This is a genomic window from Bradyrhizobium agreste (assembly GCF_016031625.1).
Lineage (GTDB): Bacteria > Pseudomonadota > Alphaproteobacteria > Rhizobiales > Xanthobacteraceae > Bradyrhizobium > Bradyrhizobium agreste.
Map to the genome: position 1 here is coordinate 226,753 of NZ_JACCHP010000006.1, position 19,911 is coordinate 246,663.

Here is a 19,911-nt window from a genome sequence, read left to right on the forward strand (position 1 = left end):
CTCTCATCTGGATGTAAGTAGAAACCAAGCCGCGACCCGGTCCACCGCGGACGGGCGGGGCTGATCCCCAGGAGGGACTTGAGAATGGCGGTCGTGTGCAGGCCCGCTCGCATCGACGACTTGAAGCAGGCCGATGACATCGTGGTCGCCAGCATCAATGAGCTCACCGAACGGCGGGGGTTCGGGAAGATGGCATCCTCTCGCCCGCAGAATTTTCAGGCCTTCTCGCTCGCCGATGATCCCGAAGGCTTATGGGTGGCCGATGACGACGGAGAAATTGTCGGCTTCGCCTGGAGTTGGGTCTGTGGCGAGCTTTGGTTCTTGGCGCAATTGTTCGTCGCGCCTGATCGTCAGAGCGACGGTATTGGCAACCAACTCATCAATAATGCGTTCGCACATGCAGAAATGCGCGGAGCACCGATCAAGGCGCTGATCACCTTCACGTTCAACAACGTATCTCAAGGCCTCTACATCCGTCGCGGACTGTTCCCGCGCTTTCCGATCTACATGGTCAGCGTCCCTCGTGACCGCCTGGCGCCACGGTTGGCTGCGCCGCGGCTTCGTCTTGAATCTCTCACGGCCGACGCAATCGCATACGACGAGCTGGCGCCGATTGATGTCAGTGCTCTCGGCGTTTCTAGGGAGAAGCATCATCGATTTCTCCTGGGCGACAGCACGACGCGCGGATTCACCATTCACGCCGGCAATGAGTGCGTCGGGTATGTCTATATTTCGGATGGACACATTGGTCCGCTTGCAGTCCGCAGGCCAGATTTCGTTGACTCGGCTTTTGCCGCTGCGTTGTCGTTCGCGGCACAGAGCGATTGTCCGACCATTTCGGCCTTTGTGCCGGGCGCGAGCGAGCCAGCGCTCAAGGCGGCGACCGATCACGGGATGCGTCTGACGTTCCCGATGCTGCTGATGTCGAATCGACCGTTCGGAGATTGGAGCAGCTATCTCCCGCGCAATCCAGGTTTCATGTAGGGGATTCAACCGAGAAGGTCGGCGTTTAGGGGCAGTCCGGAAAGCACGGACCAATGGTCGGATCGGCGCCGTTCCGGGGGCGCGTCATGCTCTGGTTCGGACGCCCTATCGCGGACGTGCGCTGCGGCCTTGTTGGGGCGGCCGTGGCGCATAGGGGTTTTCCAGGCACATCGCCGAACGGCCCGCAGCGCTTGCTCTGCATTCTTCCAATGAACGATACTGGCACGAATTGTAGGTGCCGCCGCCCCATTGCCACTCCTGCAGACATACCGGAGCGTTGCCGCCGAACCGCTGCGCTGCGGCCGGACCGGGCGCGGACATGGTGATCAGGACGAAGAGGAGATAGGCAAGCGCGCGCACCATGATCAGCGCGGCCGGGGCGGGTACGGAGCCGGCTGCCTGAACCTCACACGCGGGTTCAGATCGCAATAGGTGTTCCATCGCCCGGATGACGAGGCCAGGCATTGGTCTCGCGTGGAATACATGCAGTCTCCGGAAGCCCCGAGCCCTCCGCCAAAGACGCACCAGGGATAGTCGCGCTCGGCCTTTGCTGCGGAAGAAAATCCGATGACCATGACGACAATGAGCAGGGCGATGCGCATGCGGATCTCCATCAGCTGAGCGGCAACGCAAAAGGTTCGCTCTCGAAAGATAGCCGCGTGATGATCGTGGCTCAACAACCATGACTCAAGCAAGTTCCTCGCTCGCGCTCGTGTGACGCACGTGTGAGCTCGCAGAGACGGTCCGGATTTGCTTGGCGCGCTGAACAGCGCAGCGTCTGGTAGCTTGCCCAAGGCACGCGAGCAGGGACACGCGAGCCCAAACGACAGCGGGGCCCGCAAGGGCCCCGCAAAAATCCTTGGCGCTACGCCGATCTTACTTGATCTTGGCTTCGCGGAATTCGACGTGCTTGCGCGCGACGGGATCGTACTTCTTCTTGACCAGCTTGTCGGTCATGGTGCGCGAATTCTTCTTGGCGACGTAGTAGAAGCCGGTGTCGGCCGAGGACACGAGCTTGACCTTGATGGTGACCGCTTTGGCCATGTTCTGAACCTCAGAATATCAGGGGGAATCTGGAGCCGGCCAAACGGCCCGCGTTGGCCGGCAACCTAGCCAGAAACCGCCTGATGTCAAGGTTTTACACCCGAAAAACCACTCAAATCGGGCCCATTAGGCCTCGAAGAACCGGTTTTTCGGCCGCGGCAGGCCCAGATTCTCCCTCAAGGTGGGCCCTTCATAGTCTTTGCGGAAGATCCCGCGCTTCTGCAGCTCCGGGACGACCTTGTCGACGAAATCGTCGAGGCCGGCGGGCAGGAACGGGAACATGATGTTGAAGCCGTCGGAGCCGCGCCCGACCAGCCATTCCTCCATCTGGTCGGCGATGGTTTTTGCTGTGCCGACGAAGGACAGGCCGCCATAGCCGCCGACGCGCTGGGCGAGCTGGCGCACGGTCAGCTTGTCGCGGGCAGCGAGATCGACCAGGCGCTGGCGGCCGCTCTTGCTGGCGTTCGACTCGGGGATCTCGGGCAGCGGACCATCGGGATCGAAGCCGGAGGCATCGGTGCCGAGGATCACGGACAACGAGGCGATGGCGCTGTCGTAGTGTACACGGCTGTCGAGCAAAGCGCGCTTCTCCTTGGCCTCCTCGACGCTGTCGCCGACCACGACGAAGGCGCCGGGGAGGATCTTCAGGTGTTCGGGGTCGCGGCCGATCTTCTCCATGCGGCCCTTGATGTCGGCATAGAGTTTCTGCCCGTCGGCGAGGCTGCCGCCGCCGGTGAACACCGCTTCCGCGGTTTCGGCGGCGAGCTGCTTGCCGTCTTCGGAGGCGCCAGCCTGCACGATCACCGGCCAGCCCTGCACAGGGCGGGCGATGTTGAGGGGGCCGCGCACCTTCAGATATTGGCCCTTGTGGTCGAGCACATGCATTTTGGCGGGATCGAAGAACAGCCCGCTCTCGACGTCGCGCACAAAGGCATCGTCGGCGAAGGAGTCCCACAGGCCGGTGACGACGTCGTAGAACTCGCGGGCGCGCTTGTAGCGCTCGGCGTGCTCCATGTGATCGTCGAGGCCGAAATTCAGCGCCGCGTCCGGGTTGGAGGTGGTGACGATGTTCCAGCCGGCGCGGCCGCCGCTGAGATGGTCGAGCGAGGCGAAGCGGCGCGCAACGTGATAGGGCTCGTCGAACGTGGTCGAGCCCGTCGCGATCAGGCCGATGCGCTCGGTCACCGCCGCGAGCGCCGACAGCAGCGTGAACGGCTCGAACGAGGTCACGGTGTGACTGCGCTTGAGCGCGTTGATCGGCATGTTCAGCACCGCGAGGTGGTCGGCCATGAAGAAGGCGTCGAACTTGCCGGCCTCGAGCTTGCGGATCAGCGTCTTGATATGGCCGAAATTGAAATTCGCGTCAGGCCAGGCCCCGGGATAGCGCCAGGCGCCGGTGTGGATGCTGATCGGGCGCATGAACGCGCCAAGCTTGAGTTGCCGTTGTGCCATCGCGCCCTAAGTCCGTTCTGGGTGACGTTCGCAAAGACATAGGGACGCTGAGGAACTCTGCCATTGGGGGAGGCGGGAAGAATTTTTTGTTTTTCGATCGACTCTCAGTACGTTGCCTCTCGAACCAATCCGCCTCTTGCTTCGACCAAGCCTTGACATCGTGAGGAGACCCGACATGGCCGGCGCAATGACTGTGGATCGCGGCATGGTTCGCATCGACCGCCCCATGCCCTGGGTTGGCCGGCTGTTGTCGGTGCCGCTGCTGGCCGCGAGCGGTTATCTCCTCTGGAATGTCGCGCTCGGCCTGCGCCAGGATTTTTCCGGGTTTGGCCGGCTTGCCGACGACCTCGTGCCGGTGCTGGTGTTCACCGGGCTCGGACTGCTCGTCGGCATTCCCGGCCTGATCCTGCTCACGTTCCGCTATTTCGTCGTGCTCAACGAGACGCTGCGCCAGATCGTCATCACCAGGCAGTTCGGCCCGCTGAACATCCGCAGGCAGCGCAACCTCGCCGACTATCATTTCATCAGCATCACCGATGATTATGATACGGATCTGACGACGTACGACGTCAATCTCTGCGGCAACAAGGGTACCGAGCCGATCACGCTTCAGAGCTTCATCAGGCGCGAGGAGGCGGACCAGCTCGCAAACGAGATCGGCCGCGTCCTCAAGCTGCCGACGCGCGACTATGTCGGCACCGAGCCGGATGCGGATGAAATGGACGCCGCACGCTAGGCGTGTATCCGAAAATTGGGATGTCTGGCTGGTCCTCCGATAGCGGCTCAGTAGCGGACATTGCGCGAGGTTCGAGTCGGGCCACCTCCAGACCTCGCCTCCGCTTCAAGACACGGGTACCTTGCGATTTTTGGCAATTCCGCTGTGAGGGAATCTAATGGCTAGCAAGGACCTTCCGACGATCGGCATCATGATTGCGGGGACTGAGCGTCCCATTGAGGGATTCAAGACGGGTCTCAAGGAATTCGGGCTTGTTGAAGGACAGACCGTCAAATTCGAGCAGCGTGTAGCCAATGGCGAGCTTGGGAAGCTCCCCGCCTTCGCGGCGGAGCTGGCTCACCTTAATGTCGACGTCATAGCGCTCATTGGAGCGGTCACCGCCCGCGCTGCGCAAAAGGTGACGACGACTATTCCGATTATTTACTCAGTTGTGGTCGACCCGATTGGCGACGGGCTCACCACAAGCCTGGAAAGACCCGGCGGCAACATGACCGGGGTGACGAGTTTCGACCCGAACCAAGCGAGGACGCACGTCGATTTACTGCGGTCGGTTTGTCCGAAGCTCTCGCGCGTGGCGGTGCTTAGCGACAAGGGCGTATCAGAGTGCATGTCCAACAGCAATGAGCATGCCATTCGAGACCGCGGGCTCTCCTCACAGATTTTGCGCGTTCTCGGACCCGACCCCGATCTGGATGGAGCGTTTGCTGCGATGAAACGAGAGCAAGCAGATGCGTTGATTGCAGTCGAAGAGCCGATCATTGGTCCGAACCGCATGCGGATTGCGCAAACTGCCGTGGCCCTGCAGCTTCCTACAATTTTCCCGAGGGAGATGGCTGATGCGGGCGGCCTCTTCAGCTACGGCACGAGCCTGCGTACGGCTACCCGGCATATGGCGCAGTACGTGAAGAACGTTCTCGATGGCGCGAAACCGGGCGAGATGCCAATCCGCACATTGTCCGCACACGAGTTGGTGGTGAACTTGCAGACCGCTGCACGGCTTGGGCTGACGGTGCCAGCGGACTTGCTCGACAGAGCCGTCGAAGTAATTCAATGAATCCGGAGTCCGGTTAGGTCAACAACGGAAGCGGCGATCTGACTGCCCCAAGTCCGGTTGACATTCAGAACCTGACTTTTCGTCAAGCAGCGGCGAGGCCGGAATCGATCGGGCCAGGGCGATTGCGGAAACATGGATTCCGGGCTCGCGCCGAGGGGCACGCCCCGGAATGACGGAAAGGATCAGCTCAAAATATCCTTCTGCATCTTGCCGCCATAGAAATGGAAGAACGGCACCGGCGCATCGTGGCGGAGCGGACCGGTGGCCAGGCGGGTGTCGAGCTCGTTGAGCACGTTACGCGTCATCGGATGCAGATCGGCGAGCGGTTTTGAGCCGAGCTCGACCCAGACCAGCTCGACCAGCTCGGCATCGGCATGGATCACGCCATCGACGCGGTGGGTGATCGCGGAGGCGTCCGCGGTGAAGAAGCGGGTGTCGAAGCGCTTGACGCGGCCGGGCGGGGTGATGGCGCGGGCGATCAGGAACAGGCCGGAGGGGTCGGGCAGCAGGCCGGCATCCGCAAACGGCTTCCAGGGACCGTCGAGCTTCGGTGTCTTGCCCTCTGCCCTGCGGCCGAGGCAGAGACCGGTCTCCTCGCAGGCCTCGCGGATCGCGGCAATGGCGAGCGATTTGGCGCGTGAGGGTGGCGTCTTCGGGCTGCCCTTGGCGAGATTGGCCTCTAACTCCGGGGTGATGGGGGCGGCGCAGGGCACGCGATGGTCGGCCTTGTCGACGCGGCCGCCGGGAAAGACGAACTTTCCCGGCATGAACACCACCTTGTCGTGGCGCTTGCCGACCAGCACTTTCGGAATGGGCCCGCTGCGATCGACCAGGATCAGCGTCGCCGCATCCTTCGGGCGGAAGTAAGGATGATGGTCGGCTTCCTTCTCCTCGTGAACCCTGGTCTTTTCCTCGGCCTGCGAAATATCCGTCATGTCCTCACCCGAACTGTTCTTTTATTTGCTTACACAGGCGGAATACCATCGGGCGGGTTGTCGTCAAACCCGTGCATGCGCAGAGCCCATTGCAAGCCGACCACAGCTCCCTTCACGGGCTGCAACAGCGCGAGCGAGGCGACGAAGGTGAAGGGCAGATAGGCCGCGAAGCTGATCCAGACCGGCGTGGTGTAATTGGTCTCGATCCACAAAACGGCCGGCACCACGATGTGACCGACGATGACGATGACGAGATAGGCGGGCAGATCGTCGGCGCGGTGCGGGGTGAAGTCGAGGCCGCATTTGGCACAATGATCGGCTGTTTTCAGGAAAGCGCGGAACAGCTTGCCTTCGCCGCAGCGCGGGCAGCGACCGCGGAAGCCACGCTTCATTGCCGTCACGACATCGCGCTTCTCGACGAGGCCGCTCTCGCGCGTCCAGATATTCGGGGCCATCCGCATCGTCACCACGCCTTGCCCTTCTTGCCCTTACCCTTGTTCTTTCCCTTGGCCTTCTTTCCCTTGCCGGACTTTTGCTTCTCCGGCTTGCGTTTTCGCTCCGGGCTGCGTCCGGGATGGGCCTTGGACAATTTGCGCTGGGGACGGAGCGGCCTGCGCTCGCGCGGGCCGCTGTCGCTCTCCGACGACAGCAGCTCGAAGCGCAGCGCGCCCGCGATCGGAGCGGCTTCGATCAGGCGGACGTCGACGACATCGCCGAGCTGGTACATGGTGCCGCTGCGCGTGCCGACGAGGGCATGGCGGCCCTCGTCATAGTTGAAATATTCCGTGCCGAGGGATCGGATCGGAATCAAGCCGTCGGCGCCGGTCTCGTTCAGCTTGACGAACAGGCCGGCGCGGGTGACGCCGGAGACGCGGCCCTGGAAGCTGGCGCCGATGCGATCGGCGAGATGGTGCGCGATCAGGCGATCGACGGTCTCGCGCTCCGCCTTCATCGCGCGCCGCTCGGTCAGCGAGATATGCGCGGCCACTTCGCTCAAGGTCTCCGGCGTCTCGCTGTCGGGCAGGGCGCCTTCGCCGAGGCCGAGCGCACGCACCAGCGCGCGGTGCACGACGAGGTCGGCATAGCGGCGGATCGGCGAGGTGAAATGCGCATAGCGGCGCAGGTTCAGGCCGAAATGACCGTAATTCTCCGAGGAATATTCCGCCTGCGCCTGCGCGCGCAGCACCACCTCGCTGACCAGCGGGTAATAGTCGTGGCCTTCGAGCTGAGCCAGCACGCGGTTGAACGTGGTGGGGCGCAGCGCGCCGGCTTTGGCGAAGGGGACGTCCAGCGTCTCCAGGAATTCCGCGAGCGCGTGAACCTTCTCCAAGGTCGGCTCGTCATGCACGCGGTAGATCAGCGGGAGCGATTTCTTCTCCAATGTCTCCGCCGCGGCGACATTGGCGAGGATCATGAACTCCTCGATCAGCTTGTGCGCATCGAGCCGCTCCGGCACCATGACGCGGTCGACCGTGCCGTCGCTCTTCAGCAGGATCTTGCGCTCCGGCAGGTCGAGATTGAGCGGATCGCGCTCGTCGCGTGCGCGCTTGGCGCAGGCATAGGCGGCATAGAGCGGCCTCAGGATCGGATCGAGCAGGGAGCCGGTGGTATCGTCGGGGCGTCCATCGATCGCGGCCTGCGCCTGCGCGTAAGCGAGCTTGGCGGCCGAACGCATCAGGATGCGATGAAAACTGTGCGAGCGCTTGCGGCCGTCGGGGCCGAGCACCATGCGCACCGCCAGCGCGCCGCGCGCTTCGCCCGGCACCAGCGAGCAGAGATTGTTGGAGATGCGCTCGGGCAGCATGGGCACGACACGGTCGGGGAAATAGACCGAGTTGCCGCGGTCGAGCGCGTCGCGGTCGAGCGCGGAGCCCGGGCGGACGTAGAAACTGACATCGGCGATGGCGACGTTGACGATGAAGCCGCCCTTGTTGTTGGGATCCGGATCGGGCCCGGCGTGCACGGCATCGTCGTGATCCTTGGCGTCGGGCGGATCGATGGTGACGAGCGGGACGTCGCGCCAGTCCTCGCGCCCCTTTAGGTTGGCCGGCTCCGCAGCTTCCGCCTCGCGCTCGGCGGCGGAGGAGAACTGCAAGGGAATGTCGTGGGCGTAGATCGCGATCAGGCTGATCGCCTTCTCGGACTTGACCGAGCCGAGCTTCTCCTTGACGCGTCCGGAGGCGAGGCCAAAGCCACGGGTGCGGACGATGTCGACACTGACGAGATCGCCGTCCTGTGCGCCCTGCGTGTCGGTCTTCGCGATGTTGAGCTCGCGGTCGGCGAACTTCTTGTCGACGGGGACGAGCCGCCCGCCGCCCTCGGGTAGGCTGCGGAACACGCCGAGGATGCGGCTCTTGGCCTTGTCGATGACCTTGATGATGCGGCCGCGATAGGCGGGACCTTCGTCGTCATCGCTGCGCTCGACGCGCAGCAGCGCACGGTCGCCGACACCGGCGGCGGTGCCGGGCTTGAGCCGGCGCGGCATCTCGATGAGGATCTTTGGCGGCTCGCCGTTCTCGACCTCGTCCCATTCGGCGGGAGAGGCGATCAGCTCGCCATCGGCGTCGCGGCCGGTGATGTCGGCCAGCAGCGTCGGCGGCAGCGCGTCCGGCTCGGAGACCTTGTGGCGCTTCTTCTTGATGATGCCGTCGTCGGCGAGCTCGCGCAGCATGCGCCTGAGCTCGGCGCGATCGGCGTTCTTCAGGCCGAACTCGCGCGCAATGTCGCGAGTCCCGACCTTTCCCGGATTTGCCTTGATGAAGGCGACGATGGCTTGCCTGTCGGGAAAACCACGGTCTTTCTTTGGTTTCACTTAGCCTCTAATTCTTGCCGGCACTCTTCTTGGCCGGAGCCTTGGGGGCGGCTGCCTTGGTCGGCGACGTCTTTGCGGTCGACGGCACAGCGGCGCGCGCCTTGCTGGTGGATTCGGATTTGGATTTGGCCGCGGCTTTCTTCGCAGCCGGCTTCTTCGGCTTCGGTGCGGCGTCCTCGCCGTCCGCAGCCTTCTTGGTCTTGGCCGGCTTTGCCGCCTTCTTGGCCTTGCCGCCGCCCTTTGCGCCGCCTTTGGCCGCGCGCTCATCGATCAGCGCGATCGCCTGCGGCAGCGTGATCGTGTCCTTCTCGAACTCGGCCGGAATCGTCGCGTTGACGCCGCCGGCCGTGACATAGGCGCCGTAACGGCCGCTCTTCACGGTGACGGTGCCGAGCGTCGGATGATCGCCGAGCGCCTTGCCGGGATCGGCGCCGAAGCGGCGGCTCGGGCCCTTGGCGACCTTCTCGGCGATCAGCGTCACCGCGCGGTTGAGGCCGATGTCGAACACCTCGTCGCCGGCCTCTAAGCTCGCATAGGTCTTCTCGTGCTTGACGAACGGCCCGAAGCGGCCGAGGCCGGCGATGATCGGCTGGCCGGTTTCCGGATGCTTGCCGATCTCACGTGGCAGCGACAGCAGCTTCAGCGCCAGCTCGAGATCGACGTCGCTGGGCGAGGTGCCCTTCGGGATGCCCGCGCGCTTCGGCCTCTCGCCTTCCTCGTAATCCTTCTGCTCGCCGAGCTGGATATAGGGCCCGAAGCGGCCGGCCTTGACCCAGACGTCGAAGCCGGTGTCGGGATCCTGTCCGAGCGAACGGTCGGCGGTCGTCTCGCCGTCGGCGGCGAGCTGACGGGTGTAGCGGCATTCCGGATAGTTCGAGCAACCGACGAAGGCGCCGAACTTGCCCGCCTTGAGATTGAGGCGCCCGGTGCCGCAGTTCGGGCACTGGCGGACGTCGCCGCCGTCGGCGCGGGGCGGATAGATGTGCGGTCCCAGCATCTCGTCGAGCACGTCGAGCACCTGGGCGACGCGCAGATCCTTGATGTCGTCGACGGCGCCGATGAAGTCGCGCCAGAAATCCTTCAGCACCTGCTGCCAGGAGATCTCGTTGTTGGAGATGCGGTCGAGCTGCTCCTCCAGCGCGGCGGTGAAATCGTATTCGACGTAGCGGCTGAAGAAGCTTTCCAGGAACGCGATCACGACGCGGCCCTTGTCCTCGCCGTGCAGGCGCTTCTTCTCCAGCTTGACGTAGCCGCGGTCCTTCAGCACCTGCAGGATCGAGGCATAGGTCGAGGGGCGGCCGATGCCGAGCTCTTCCATGCGCTTGACCAGCGAAGCCTCGGAGAAGCGCGGCGGCGGCTCGGTGAAGTGCTGGATGACGGACAGGCTCTGCCGCTTCACGGCCTCGCCCTGGCTCATCGCGGGCAGGCGGCGGGAATCCTCGTCCTCCTCGTCGTCGCGGCCTTCCTGGTAGAGCGCGAGGAAGCCGTCGAACTTGACGACCTGGCCGGTGGCGCGCAGCTCCAGCGTGCGGGAGCCGGCCTTCGCCGTGATGTCGACGGTGGTGCGCTCGAGCTCGGCGGATTCCATCTGGCTCGCGATGGTGCGCTTCCAGATCAGCTCATAAAGCTTCGCCTGATCGGCATCGAGCTTGCGGCTCATGCTGTCGGGGCGGCGGGAGAGATCGGTCGGGCGGATCGCTTCGTGCGCTTCCTGGGCGTTCTTGGCCTTGGCCTGGTACTGGCGCGGGGTATCCGGCACGTAGGCGTTGCCGTAATCCTCGCCGATCACCTTGCGCGCCTGGGTGATCGCTTCAGGGGCGATCTGCACGCCGTCGGTACGCATATAAGTAATGAGTCCGGTGGTCTCGCCGCCGATGTCGATGCCCTCATAAAGACGCTGGGCGATGCGCATCGTGTGCGCCGGCGCAAAGCCGTATTTGCGGCTGGCTTCCTGCTGCAGCGTCGAGGTGGTGAAGGGCGCCTGCGGATTGCGCCGGGCCGGCTTGGCGTCGACCGCGGTGACGGCGTAAGTCGCCGCTTCCAGCGCCTTCTTGAAGTCTTCGGCTTCCGCGCCGGTGCCGATATCGAGGCGCTGGATCTTCTTGCCGTCGGCGCCGACGAGGCGGGCCTCGAACGCTTCCCCGCGCGGGGTCAGCAGGGTCGCGATCAGCGACCAATATTCGCGCGGCACGAACTTCTCGATCTCGAGCTCGCGGTCGCAGACGAGGCGCAGCGCCACCGACTGCACGCGGCCGGCCGAGCGGGCGCCCGGCAGCTTGCGCCACAGCACGGGGGAGAGGGTGAAGCCGACGAGGTAGTCGAGGGCGCGGCGCGCCATATAGGCGTCGACCAGCGCGCCGTCGATCTCGCGCGGATGCTTCATTGCCTCCGAGACGGCCTGCTTGGTGATGGCGTTGAACACCACGCGCTCGATCTTTTGATCCTTCAGCGCGCGCTTCTCCTTCATCACCTCCAGCACGTGCCAGGAGATGGCCTCGCCCTCGCGATCAGGGTCGGTCGCCAGAATCAGGCGCTCGGCGCCCTTCAGGGATTTGGCGATATCGTTGAGCCGGCCGGCCGCCTTGGGATCGACCTCCCAGATCATCTTGAAATTGGCGTCGGGATCGACGGAACCGTTCTTCGCCGGAAGATCCCGGACATGGCCGAACGAGGCCAGAACCTCATAGGACGAGCCCAAATACTTGTTGATCGTCTTGGCTTTCGCCGGCGACTCCACGATGACGATATTCATGTAGTTCCAGTAACTTACGGGAAAATCTTGGGCCGAAAACGAAAGGATTCGGGTCGGCCGTTTCGACCCGAACATGGGTGGTGAGGCGGCCCCTGTCAAATCGTGGGGTGTTGAAAGCCGCCGCAATGGGAAAAGTTTCATATCGGAAAAGTTGCAAAATACCACCTTGGAGTTGTGGTTGATGTCGGCGTAATGTCCTGTCGGGGCATGGATTCGGTGGGGTTCTGGTGACCAGGCCAGGAAAGAAACGGGCGCGCGCCGGATCCGGCGTGCGGGTGGGCTCGCGTCAGGAGGAACCGGGAGATGGCGGCGCGGACGAAGCCGTGGCCTTCATCGCCGAGCAGACCGAGGCCTTACGCAAGCTGGCCGAGCGCCACAAGCTCGACGTGCTGCATTATCTCCTCGGGATGACTCAGCTCGAGGCCGACGAGCATCTGCGGCTGCGGACCAAGCGCAAGCTGTCGTGAGGATGGGTGTGGTACCGCCTGGGCCTATCTCGCCGACCTTCGTCGCGGCGTGGGCCGCGGCTTTAGCGTGGTATCGGCAGGGCTGAGCAGCCGGCCATCCGCGGCGCGCATTTCGAGCTTCTTCACCGGGCGGCCTTTCTCGCGATCGACCAGGATGGTCGCGATCTCTTCGGGGCGGTCGTCGAATTCCTCGCTCCATTGCCGCAGCGCGACCAGGATCGGGAAAGTGCCGCGGCCCTTCGGCGTCAGCACATATTCCTGATAGGCGCTGCCGTCGGAGGCGGGAGCGGTTTCCAGAATGCCGTGGTCGACCAGCGATCGCAGCCGCGCCGCCAGGATGTTCTTGGCCATGCCGAGCTTGTTCTGAAACTCGCCGAAGCGGCGGACGCCGAACAGCGCCTCGCGGATGATCAAGAGCGACCACCAGTCGCCGAGCGCATCCAGCGACCGCGCGATCGGGCAGGCATCGCCGGCAAAGCTCGTCCGTTTCACCATCCTCGTTCCGTCCTGTCGCGTTGGCACGGCGCCAGAGCCGATCACGCGCTTGTGTGGTTGCATCATAAAACCAAATGGCCTAGATGGCAACGTAGTTTCATCATGCAACTACCGGAGGCGAGCGTGAGACTGAAGGACAAGACGGCCCTGATCACCGGCGGCAATAGCGGCATTGGCCTTGCAACGGCAAAACTGTTCGTGGCCGAGGGCGCCAAGGTGGTGATCACCGGGCGCAACAAGGAGACGCTGGCGGCGGCCGCGAAGGAGCTCGGGCCGAACGCGCTCGCGCTCGTCGCCGATGTTACCGACATCGCAGCGACGGAAGCCGCGATCAGGCAGGGCGCCGAAAAATTCGGCAAGTTCGATATCGTGTTCGCCAATGCCGGCATTCCCGGCGCCGGCGGCACGCCGCTGGGATCTGCGAAGCTGGAGGTGTTCGAGAAGGTCATCAGGACCAACCTCACCGGCGTGTTCTTCACCGTGCAGTCGGCGCTGCCTTATCTCAATGACAATTCCTCGATCATCCTCAACGGCTCGGTGATTTCGGTGCTCGGCATTCCCGGCTACTCTGCTTACGGTGCGGCGAAGGCCGGCGTGCGCGCGATGGCGCGGATCATGGCCTCGGAGCTGTCGCCGCGCGGAATCCGCGTCAACGTGGTCGCGCCCGGCGCGATCCGCACGCCGATCTGGGGCGCGGCGATCGCAACGCCGGAAGCGGAGAAAGCGTTCGAGAAACGCATCGGGCTGATGACGCCGCTCGGCCGCCTTGGTGAACCAGATCACGTTGCGAAGACGGTGCTGTTCCTCGCCTCCGATGATTCCGCGCATGTGCAGGGGCAGGAGATCTTCGTCGACGGCGGCGCGGTGGCCTCCCCGAGCGGCGCGCCGATCTATCGCGGCTGATCAAATCAAGCGCAAATTGGATCGGCCGGGCAATGCGGTTGTGCCGGTCGGTTCCCAGTTATCCTGGGATGCATTCGCAAATACCTGCTTTGGACGTTGAACCTTCGCGCAAGCTGCAAAGACCCTTTTACGGGCAGGGGTCAGACTCATTTTTTATGGGGTCCGTCATGCTGAAAGCAGCCCGTATTTTTTCCTCGATTTCATCACCGCGCGTTTTCACGGAAAAATCCGCCATACCGGACCGGCGTTCAGACGCCTCCCAGTTCGTCGCCATCGCATTGTTCTCGGGGATCGGCCTGTTCGTCTCGCTCGTCGCCGTGATCCTGGGCATGCAGGGCGTGTGGTTCTAGGTCAGAGCGCACGAGCCCGTCGATCAGCCGCCGCAGACGATCCTGCGGCGACCGATGACGCCGGCATGCTTTTAGGCCGCGCGCAGGCTGGTTGCGGCTTCGAGCGCGCCGGTGAGCGCCTTCTCGCGGTGATCAGGTCCGATCTGGACGCCGTCGGCGGGGATGAATTCGAGGTTGGTGATGCCCATAAAGCCGAACACCCAGCGCAGATAGGTTTCGAGATGCTCGCCGGCTGCGTAGGGCGTCTCGGCGCCATAATAGCCGCCGCGCGAGATCGCCACGATCACGCGCTTGCCGCCGGCGAGCCCCTCCGGACCAGCCGCGCCATACCTGAAAGTCTTCCCCGCCACCAGGATGCGGTCGATCCAGGCCTTGAGCTGGCTCGGAATGGTGAAATTGTACATGGGTGCACCAATGACGACGATTTCGGCGGCCAGGAACTCCTCCAGTGCCGCGGCGCTTGCGGCAAGGTCTGGTCCGAGTTCCGCCGGCGCGGGGGCGCCTTGCGCGGCGGCAAGGTGCGAGCCGGAGAGGTGGGCGAGCGGCGCCTCGGTCAGGTCGCGGTAGACGACCTCAAGCGAGGGCGTCGCCTGCCCGAGCCGATCGACGATGGCGGCGGAAACCTGCCGGCTGACGGAGTGGGGGCCGAGCACGCTGGAATCGATGTGGAGGAGTTTCATGTAGGGTCACCCTGGTATAAGTTTGTAACCAGCGCTACATGAGTGACTATCGAAACCCCCGCAAGAACGCACTTTTTTGAGCCATGGGCACATCATTGAAACCTGCGAACATCGAAATGCCTGCTCCGCCGCGGCCAAGTCCGAGGCCGGATCCAAGGCCCATGCCGGATCCCAACCATGCGGACTGCCGTGGGGTCGCCTCCGTGCTGTCCCGCGTTGGCGATAAATGGAGCGTGTTCGTCATCATGATGCTGAGCGATGGGCCGAAGCGCTTCAACGAGCTCAAGCGCATGATCAACGGCATCTCGCAGCGGATGTTGACCCTGACGCTGCGTGGCCTCGAGCGCGACGGCCTCGTTACGCGCACGATCTTTCCGACCATCCCGCCGCGGGTGGACTATGAGCTGACCGATCTCGGCCACGGGCTGTCGCGGCCCGTCGAGGCGCTCGGCAAATGGGCGAAGGACCATCTCGATCAGATCGAGGCCGCACGCACCCAGTTCGACCAGCGCAACGACGGCTGAAGCGGAGCATGTTGCGAGGTCGATTTTACCCTCCCCTGGAGGGGGAGGGTCGATCGCGCGAAGCGCGAGCGGGTGGGGTGATCTCTCCACTCGGGCACTGTTGGATGTGGAGAGACCGTCACCCCACCCCGTCTCACATTGCGCTGCGCTCCACGTGAGCCGACCCTCCCCCTCCAGGGGAGGGTAAGAGTTCGAGCTCATTTTCGCTCTACAGCAGCGACACCAAGCCGCCGCCGTGACGTTCCAGCTTTCCGGCGAGCTCGAGCTCCAGCAGCACGGTGCGCACGATCGCAGGCGAGGCGCCGGACATCCGGACGAGGTCGTCGATCGAGATTGGGGCCGGGCCGAGCAGGCCGGTGATCTGGTCGCGATCATTGCTTTGCGGATCGCTTTCGAACGGCTCGCTGTCGGGCTCGCCTGCGGGATGAATCAGCGGCCGCTCCATGATTGGCTGAACTGCGTTGATGATGTCGGCCGCTTCGGTGACGAGCGTTGCGCCCTGCTTGATCAGGTCGTTGGTGCCGGCGGCGCGCGGATCGAGCGGCGAGCCCGGGACGGCGAACACCTCGCGGCCTTGTTCGGCCGCCATGCGTGCTGTGATCAGCGAGCCCGAGCGGTGCGCCGCCTCGACCACGACGACGCCGAGCGAAGCGCCCGAGATCAGGCGGTTGCGACGGGGAAAGTCGCGGGCGCGCGGCTCGTGGCCGAGCGGCATCTCGGAGATCGCAGCGCCCGCGTGGTCGAGGATCGCGGCGAGCAGGTCGCCATGCTCGGGCGGATAGATGCAGTCATGGCCGCCGGCGAGCACCGCGATCGTGCCGCTCTCGACGCTGGTGCGATGCGCGGCCTGGTCGACGCCGCGGGCGAGCCCGGAGATGACGACGAAGCCGGCTTCGCCGAGCTCGCGCGCAAGCTGGCCGGCGAACTTCAAGCCGGCGCCGGAGGCGTTGCGCGAGCCGACGATCGCGATCATCGGCCGCATCAGGGTTTTGGTGTCGCCGCGCACCGCGAGCAGCGGCGGCGCATCGTCGATCATCGCCAGCCGTGGCGGATAGCCGTCTTCGCCGGGCGCGCGCCAGGCGATGCCGAACTTGCGGCTCGCGGCGAGCTCGGCTTTCGCCTCATCCGCGCTGCAAATGCGCCCTGATCGCGCCGCGCCGCCGCGCCGGGCGAGATCAGGCAGCCGCTCCAGCGCGGCGCGCGGGCTGCCGAAATGATCGACCAGCGAGCGGAAGGTTCGCGGCCCGACATTGTCGGAACGGATCAGCCGCAGGCGGTCGATCCGCTCGGCCTCGGTCAGCTCCACGCTTCTGTTGATGGCGTCCACGGCGTCTCCTTGCAGGGACAGCATGGAACAACCAGAGGGCGTTGCGCAACACCGACGTGCGCTTGCACGACCTCGCTGCGATGCTAAAAGCGTCACAATAAGAAGGATGTTGCCATGATCTCACTCGCCGACCTCCAGCGCCGTATTGAATCCGGCGAGTTATCGCCCGAGGTTGCAATCGCCGAGTCACATGCGGCGATCGAGGCCAAGGAGAAGGACGTCCAGGCCTTCGTCCGGCACGACAAATCGGCGAGGGCGCAAGCCTCCGGCCCGCTGCGCGGCATCGCGGTCGGCATCAAGGACATCATCGACACCGCCAACATGCCGACCGAGATGGGCTCGGAGATCTATCGCGGCTGGCAGCCGCGCGCCGATGCGCCTGTCGTGATGATGCTGAAGCGGGCAGGCGCTACCATCATCGGCAAGACGACGACCACAGCATTCGCCTCGCGCGATCCGACGGCGACGCGCAATCCGCACAATACGGCCCATTCGCCTGGCGGCTCGTCCTCGGGCTCGGCGGCAGCCGTCGGCGCCGGCATGATCCCGCTGGCGCTGGGCACCCAGACCGGCGGCTCGGTGATCCGGCCCGCGGCCTATTGCGGGACGGCCGCGATCAAACCGTCGTTCCGGATGCTGCCGACAGTCGGCGTCAAGTGTTATTCGTGGGCGCTCGACACGGTGGGCCTGTTCGGCAGCCGCGCGGAAGATCTCGCGCGCGGATTGCTGGCGATCACCGGCTGCACGGAATTCGACGCTATCGGTCCAGCCAAGGCGCCGCGCATCGGCGTGGTCAGGCAGGAGTTCGCCGGCGCCGTGGAGCCGGCGGCCGAAGAGGGGCTGCAGGCTGCGATCAATGCGGCGATGCGCGCCGGTGCCAGCGTGCAGACCATCGATCTGCCCGAGGCGGTGCAGGAGGCCTGGCGCATCCACCCGATCATCCAGGATTATGAGGCGCATCGCGCGCTCGCCTGGGAATTTTCGGAACGTCACGACGAGATCGCGCCGATGCTGCGCGCCAGTCTCGATGCGACGGCCCATCTGACGGCGAAGGACTATGACGAGGCGCGCCGCATCAGCCGTCGCGGCCGCCGCGAGCTCAGTGAATTGTTCGAAGGCTTCGACGTGCTGCTGACCTATTCCGCGCCCGGCACCGCGCCGGCCAAGGAGCTCGCGACCACCGGCGATCCCCGCTACAACCGGCTGTGGACGCTGATGGGCAATCCTTGCGTCAACGTGCCGGTGCTCAAGGTCGGTGGCCTGCCTGTCGGCGTGCAGGTGATCGCGCGCTTCGGCAACGATCCGCTCGCGCTCGCGGCGGCCTGGTTCCTGGAGGAGGCGCTGGCGAAATCAGGCTAGTGCAGGTTCGGAAGGAGCAGCAGCCTGAGCGGGCGCTGAGCCGGCCCTTGCACGTTGTCCCAGCCAGCGCTCGGCGGCCTCGCGACCGCTCCGGTGCAGCAGGCGAATGAAGCCGCGGCCGAGATCGGTCGATGAGCGCTGCGCCAGGCCGTCAACATTGTCTTCCGCCGCGATCCTGGTGAGCCGCAGCGGAGAGGCCATGTGCGACTGCGCCCATTCAATCGCGGCGATCTCGGCATTGAGCGCGGCGTTGGCCGCGATCTGGTCGAGCCGGCGGTCGATCGCGGCGAGCGTGATCGGCACGTAGCTGTCGCGCGTCGGTGTGACCTGGACGAGCAGCAGATCCGTTGCCGCCGTGTCCTGCACCAGGCGCAGCAGCGGCGGATTGCCGCCAAAGCCGCCGTCCCAATAGGCTTCGCCGTCGATCTCGACCGCACAATGGACCAGAGGCGGGCAGGTCGAGGCCAGCGCGACATCGGCGGTGATGGCCTCGTTGCCAAAAATCTGCTGCTGCCCGTCGCGGATCCGCGTCGCCGCGATCAATAGCTTCGGGCACCGCGCATCGCGCAGGACGGAGAAGTTGATGTCGCGGGAGACCGCCTGCCGCAGCGGATCGAGATCGAACGGATCGAACTGGCCGGAGCGCAGGGTCGGGCCGAATGCGACCGAGCTTCCCGCGGGCGAAAAGCCGCCGATCAGCATCAACGAGCGGAACGAGGCCTCGTGCATCAGCCGGACCCAGAACCGGTTCAGCCTGGAACGGGCGCCTTCGCGGCCGCCTTCGGCGAGGCCGCAAGCGAGCAGCAGCGCATTGATGGCGCCGGCACTGGCGCCGCTGACGGTGTCGATCTCGATATCAGTCTCTTCGAGCAGCCGCTCCAGCACGCCCCAGGTGAAGGCGGCAAAGGTGCCGCCGCCCTGCAGCGCCAGCGAAAGTCTGCGCGGCGGCCATTGCTCGGAACGCGCCCGGGTGGGCGCGACTGGTGCAGCCTTGGTGACGACGACATCGAGCGGAGCGTCGGGCTTGACGGCGGGCTCCGGCTTTGGCGCTGGCCGTGCAGCAGGGGCAGGCACGGGCGGCGGCGCGTCGGACCAGATATTGGTCGCCGAGAGCAGCCGGCTTGCTGCAGTGCCGGAAGCACCGAGCGAACCAACGCCGTCATTTGCGCCGACAATCTTCCCGCTCATTCTGAGCAACCGCCTAACGCCGTTTCCCGTGTCAGGATGACAGGCATGGAACCCGTTCGCTACAGCCTGCCGTGACTCGCAGGACAATTGCGAACAGGATTTCGCATATAATGCGGAAGGGGTGTGGCGGAATCCGTAGTACTTCCGACTTCAGCTTCTTGTTTGGGCGTTTTGAGACGGCGTCCACTTCGCTCGAAAACGCTTCTTACGCCTTCTCGCCGATCCGGCTTTCCTTGCCGGCTTGCAGGCGCTTGATGTTCTCGCGATGCGCGTAGAACAACAGCAGCGTCAGCACTGCTGCCAGTGCCGACAATGCGAGGTGGCCGAACCACCACAGGAAGATCGGTGTGATGAATGCCGCCACCAGCGCCGAGAGCGAGGAATAGCGGGTGGTGAAGGCGGTCGCCAGCCAGAGCAGGCAGAACACGACGGCGCCCGGCCAGAACAGCCCCAGCAGGATGCCGATATAGACCGCGACGCCCTTGCCGCCCTTAAACTTGAGCCAGACCGGGAAGAGGTGGCCGAAGAAAGCGCCAAGCCCTGCCACCATTGCGGCATTGGGGCCTGCGATGTAGCCGGCGATCACCACGGCGACGGTGCCCTTCAGCGCGTCGAACAGCAGGGTGCCCGCGGCGAGGCTCTTGCGTCCGGTGCGCAGCACGTTGGTGGCGCCGATGCTGCCGGAGCCGATCGAACGGATATCCTGGGTGCCCGCGAGCCTGGTCAGGATCAGCCCGAACGGAATCGAGCCGAGCAGATAGCCGATGACGAAAGCCACCGGCAGAAACGGTTCAAGCGCCATGGCAGCACCTCCCAAGGCCCATTCTCCACGTCGAATGAAGCCGCAGC

21 protein-coding genes are annotated in these 19,911 nt (G+C 64.7%); 8 read left to right on the forward strand and 13 right to left on the reverse strand.

All coding sequences use genetic code 11. The features are described 5' to 3' along the window. Nucleotides 1-84: 84 nt before the first annotated feature. A complete protein-coding gene (locus HZZ13_RS11325; RefSeq protein ID WP_197959681.1) occupies nt 85-984 on the forward strand; it encodes a GNAT family N-acetyltransferase in 900 nt (299 codons plus the stop codon). 105 nt (nt 985-1,089) lie between these two features. Here HZZ13_RS11325 and HZZ13_RS11330 read toward each other — a convergent pair whose 3' ends face one another. The 4 genes from HZZ13_RS11330 to HZZ13_RS11345 all read right to left on the reverse strand — a co-directional run bounded on the left by HZZ13_RS11330 (nt 1,090) and on the right by HZZ13_RS11345 (nt 3,480). After that, nucleotides 1,090-1,449 (reverse strand): DUF3551 domain-containing protein, encoded by a 360-nt coding sequence (locus HZZ13_RS11330; protein ID WP_246504381.1) that lies wholly within the window; start codon nt 1,447-1,449, stop codon nt 1,090-1,092. Next, nucleotides 1,350-1,598: a DUF3551 domain-containing protein gene (locus tag HZZ13_RS11335; RefSeq protein ID WP_376707031.1), complete on the reverse strand. Its 249-nt coding sequence runs from the start codon at nt 1,596-1,598 to the stop codon at nt 1,350-1,352. The genes HZZ13_RS11330 and HZZ13_RS11335 overlap by 100 nt, the downstream gene beginning before the upstream one ends. Before the next feature lie 262 nt (nt 1,599-1,860). Beyond that, the gene (rpmG, locus tag HZZ13_RS11340) at nt 1,861-2,028 is read right to left on the reverse strand and encodes a 50S ribosomal protein L33 (RefSeq protein WP_007603295.1); all 168 of its coding nucleotides are present in this window, start codon (nt 2,026-2,028) and stop codon (nt 1,861-1,863) included. A gap of 126 nt (nt 2,029-2,154) precedes the next feature. Further along, nucleotides 2,155-3,480: an LLM class flavin-dependent oxidoreductase gene (locus HZZ13_RS11345; RefSeq protein ID WP_197959684.1), complete on the reverse strand. Its 1,326-nt coding sequence runs from the start codon at nt 3,478-3,480 to the stop codon at nt 2,155-2,157. 175 nt (nt 3,481-3,655) lie between these two features. Between HZZ13_RS11345 and HZZ13_RS11350 the strand changes: the two genes are divergently transcribed. Then, a complete protein-coding gene (locus HZZ13_RS11350) occupies nt 3,656-4,216 on the forward strand; it encodes a hypothetical protein (protein WP_197959685.1) in 561 nt (186 codons plus the stop codon). Nucleotides 4,217-4,373: 157 nt separating this feature from the next. Next, the gene (locus HZZ13_RS11355; RefSeq protein ID WP_197959686.1) at nt 4,374-5,270 is read left to right on the forward strand and encodes an ABC transporter substrate-binding protein; all 897 of its coding nucleotides are present in this window, start codon (nt 4,374-4,376) and stop codon (nt 5,268-5,270) included. Nucleotides 5,271-5,452: 182 nt separating this feature from the next. Here HZZ13_RS11355 and HZZ13_RS11360 read toward each other — a convergent pair whose 3' ends face one another. The 4 genes from HZZ13_RS11360 to topA are packed head-to-tail and all read right to left on the reverse strand — an operon-like array spanning nt 5,453 to nt 11,769. Next, nucleotides 5,453-6,205, reverse strand: a complete 753-nt coding sequence (locus tag HZZ13_RS11360; protein WP_197959687.1) for an NUDIX hydrolase — start codon at nt 6,203-6,205, stop codon at nt 5,453-5,455. 29 nt (nt 6,206-6,234) lie between these two features. Continuing rightward, nucleotides 6,235-6,666, reverse strand: a complete 432-nt coding sequence (locus HZZ13_RS11365) for a DUF983 domain-containing protein (protein ID WP_210349291.1) — start codon at nt 6,664-6,666, stop codon at nt 6,235-6,237. 2 nt (nt 6,667-6,668) lie between these two features. Further along, on the reverse strand, nt 6,669-9,017 hold the full coding sequence (gene rnr, locus HZZ13_RS11370) for a ribonuclease R (protein ID WP_197959689.1): 2,349 nt from the start codon (nt 9,015-9,017) through the stop codon (nt 6,669-6,671). A gap of 7 nt (nt 9,018-9,024) precedes the next feature. Beyond that, nucleotides 9,025-11,769 (reverse strand): type I DNA topoisomerase, encoded by a 2,745-nt coding sequence (gene topA / locus HZZ13_RS11375; RefSeq protein ID WP_197959690.1) that lies wholly within the window; start codon nt 11,767-11,769, stop codon nt 9,025-9,027. A 227-nt stretch (nt 11,770-11,996) separates the two neighbouring features. On the opposite strand from topA, the gene HZZ13_RS11380 reads away from it, so the two are divergent. Further along, complete coding sequence (locus HZZ13_RS11380) at nt 11,997-12,236, forward strand: hypothetical protein (RefSeq protein ID WP_197959691.1); 240 nt, start codon at nt 11,997-11,999, stop codon at nt 12,234-12,236. 24 nt (nt 12,237-12,260) lie between these two features. On the opposite strand, the gene HZZ13_RS11385 is transcribed toward HZZ13_RS11380, so the two are convergent. Then, a complete protein-coding gene (locus tag HZZ13_RS11385; RefSeq protein ID WP_197959692.1) occupies nt 12,261-12,731 on the reverse strand; it encodes a winged helix-turn-helix transcriptional regulator in 471 nt (156 codons plus the stop codon). 123 nt (nt 12,732-12,854) lie between these two features. On the opposite strand from HZZ13_RS11385, the gene HZZ13_RS11390 reads away from it, so the two are divergent. Together HZZ13_RS11390 and HZZ13_RS11395 are read left to right on the forward strand one after the other, a co-directional pair. Then, nucleotides 12,855-13,634 (forward strand): SDR family NAD(P)-dependent oxidoreductase, encoded by a 780-nt coding sequence (locus HZZ13_RS11390; protein WP_197959693.1) that lies wholly within the window; start codon nt 12,855-12,857, stop codon nt 13,632-13,634. 167 nt (nt 13,635-13,801) lie between these two features. Then, nucleotides 13,802-13,984: a hypothetical protein gene (locus HZZ13_RS11395; protein ID WP_197959694.1), complete on the forward strand. Its 183-nt coding sequence runs from the start codon at nt 13,802-13,804 to the stop codon at nt 13,982-13,984. Between the two features lie 71 nt (nt 13,985-14,055). On the opposite strand, the gene HZZ13_RS11400 is transcribed toward HZZ13_RS11395, so the two are convergent. Next, complete coding sequence (locus HZZ13_RS11400) at nt 14,056-14,664, reverse strand: FMN-dependent NADH-azoreductase (protein ID WP_197959695.1); 609 nt, start codon at nt 14,662-14,664, stop codon at nt 14,056-14,058. Between the two features lie 83 nt (nt 14,665-14,747). On the opposite strand from HZZ13_RS11400, the gene HZZ13_RS11405 reads away from it, so the two are divergent. Beyond that, a complete protein-coding gene (locus HZZ13_RS11405; protein WP_197959696.1) occupies nt 14,748-15,188 on the forward strand; it encodes a winged helix-turn-helix transcriptional regulator in 441 nt (146 codons plus the stop codon). Nucleotides 15,189-15,396: 208 nt separating this feature from the next. On the opposite strand, the gene dprA is transcribed toward HZZ13_RS11405, so the two are convergent. Continuing rightward, nucleotides 15,397-16,539, reverse strand: coding sequence for a DNA-processing protein DprA (gene dprA / locus HZZ13_RS11410; RefSeq protein ID WP_197959697.1), 1,143 nt, complete (start codon nt 16,537-16,539; stop codon nt 15,397-15,399). Between the two features lie 90 nt (nt 16,540-16,629). Here dprA and HZZ13_RS11415 point away from each other — a divergent pair, with 90 nt between their 5' ends. Continuing rightward, nucleotides 16,630-17,874 (forward strand): amidase, encoded by a 1,245-nt coding sequence (locus tag HZZ13_RS11415; protein ID WP_197959698.1) that lies wholly within the window; start codon nt 16,630-16,632, stop codon nt 17,872-17,874. Here HZZ13_RS11415 and HZZ13_RS11420 read toward each other — a convergent pair. Together HZZ13_RS11420 and plsY are read right to left on the reverse strand one after the other, a co-directional pair. Next, complete coding sequence (locus tag HZZ13_RS11420; RefSeq protein WP_197959699.1) at nt 17,866-19,062, reverse strand: patatin-like phospholipase family protein; 1,197 nt, start codon at nt 19,060-19,062, stop codon at nt 17,866-17,868. The two genes, HZZ13_RS11415 and HZZ13_RS11420, sit on opposite strands and share 9 nt — an antisense overlap. 205 nt (nt 19,063-19,267) lie before the next feature. Further along, on the reverse strand, nt 19,268-19,864 hold the full coding sequence (gene plsY, locus HZZ13_RS11425; RefSeq protein WP_197959700.1) for a glycerol-3-phosphate 1-O-acyltransferase PlsY: 597 nt from the start codon (nt 19,862-19,864) through the stop codon (nt 19,268-19,270). Between the last annotated feature and the right edge of the window lie 47 nt (nt 19,865-19,911).

What these genes read in the sequence shown, in the direction of transcription:
- HZZ13_RS11325 (WP_197959681.1), top strand. Translation starts at nt 85, where the DNA reads ATGGCGGTCGTGTGCAGGCCCGCTCGCATCGACGACTTGAAGCAGGCC.
- HZZ13_RS11330 (WP_246504381.1), bottom strand. Translation starts at nt 1,449, where the DNA reads ATGCCTGGCCTCGTCATCCGGGCGATGGAACACCTATTGCGATCTGAA.
- HZZ13_RS11335 (WP_376707031.1), bottom strand. Translation starts at nt 1,598, where the DNA reads ATGGAGATCCGCATGCGCATCGCCCTGCTCATTGTCGTCATGGTCATC.
- rpmG (WP_007603295.1), bottom strand. Translation starts at nt 2,028, where the DNA reads ATGGCCAAAGCGGTCACCATCAAGGTCAAGCTCGTGTCCTCGGCCGAC.
- HZZ13_RS11345 (WP_197959684.1), bottom strand. Translation starts at nt 3,480, where the DNA reads ATGGCACAACGGCAACTCAAGCTTGGCGCGTTCATGCGCCCGATCAGC.
- HZZ13_RS11350 (WP_197959685.1), top strand. Translation starts at nt 3,656, where the DNA reads ATGGCCGGCGCAATGACTGTGGATCGCGGCATGGTTCGCATCGACCGC.
- HZZ13_RS11355 (WP_197959686.1), top strand. Translation starts at nt 4,374, where the DNA reads ATGGCTAGCAAGGACCTTCCGACGATCGGCATCATGATTGCGGGGACT.
- HZZ13_RS11360 (WP_197959687.1), bottom strand. Translation starts at nt 6,205, where the DNA reads ATGACGGATATTTCGCAGGCCGAGGAAAAGACCAGGGTTCACGAGGAG.
- HZZ13_RS11365 (WP_210349291.1), bottom strand. Translation starts at nt 6,666, where the DNA reads ATGCGGATGGCCCCGAATATCTGGACGCGCGAGAGCGGCCTCGTCGAG.
- topA (WP_197959690.1), bottom strand. Translation starts at nt 11,769, where the DNA reads ATGAATATCGTCATCGTGGAGTCGCCGGCGAAAGCCAAGACGATCAAC.
- HZZ13_RS11385 (WP_197959692.1), bottom strand. Translation starts at nt 12,731, where the DNA reads ATGGTGAAACGGACGAGCTTTGCCGGCGATGCCTGCCCGATCGCGCGG.
- HZZ13_RS11395 (WP_197959694.1), top strand. Translation starts at nt 13,802, where the DNA reads ATGCTGAAAGCAGCCCGTATTTTTTCCTCGATTTCATCACCGCGCGTT.
- HZZ13_RS11400 (WP_197959695.1), bottom strand. Translation starts at nt 14,664, where the DNA reads ATGAAACTCCTCCACATCGATTCCAGCGTGCTCGGCCCCCACTCCGTC.
- HZZ13_RS11405 (WP_197959696.1), top strand. Translation starts at nt 14,748, where the DNA reads ATGGGCACATCATTGAAACCTGCGAACATCGAAATGCCTGCTCCGCCG.
- dprA (WP_197959697.1), bottom strand. Translation starts at nt 16,539, where the DNA reads ATGCTGTCCCTGCAAGGAGACGCCGTGGACGCCATCAACAGAAGCGTG.
- HZZ13_RS11415 (WP_197959698.1), top strand. Translation starts at nt 16,630, where the DNA reads ATGATCTCACTCGCCGACCTCCAGCGCCGTATTGAATCCGGCGAGTTA.
- HZZ13_RS11420 (WP_197959699.1), bottom strand. Translation starts at nt 19,062, where the DNA reads ATGAGCGGGAAGATTGTCGGCGCAAATGACGGCGTTGGTTCGCTCGGT.
- plsY (WP_197959700.1), bottom strand. Translation starts at nt 19,864, where the DNA reads ATGGCGCTTGAACCGTTTCTGCCGGTGGCTTTCGTCATCGGCTATCTG.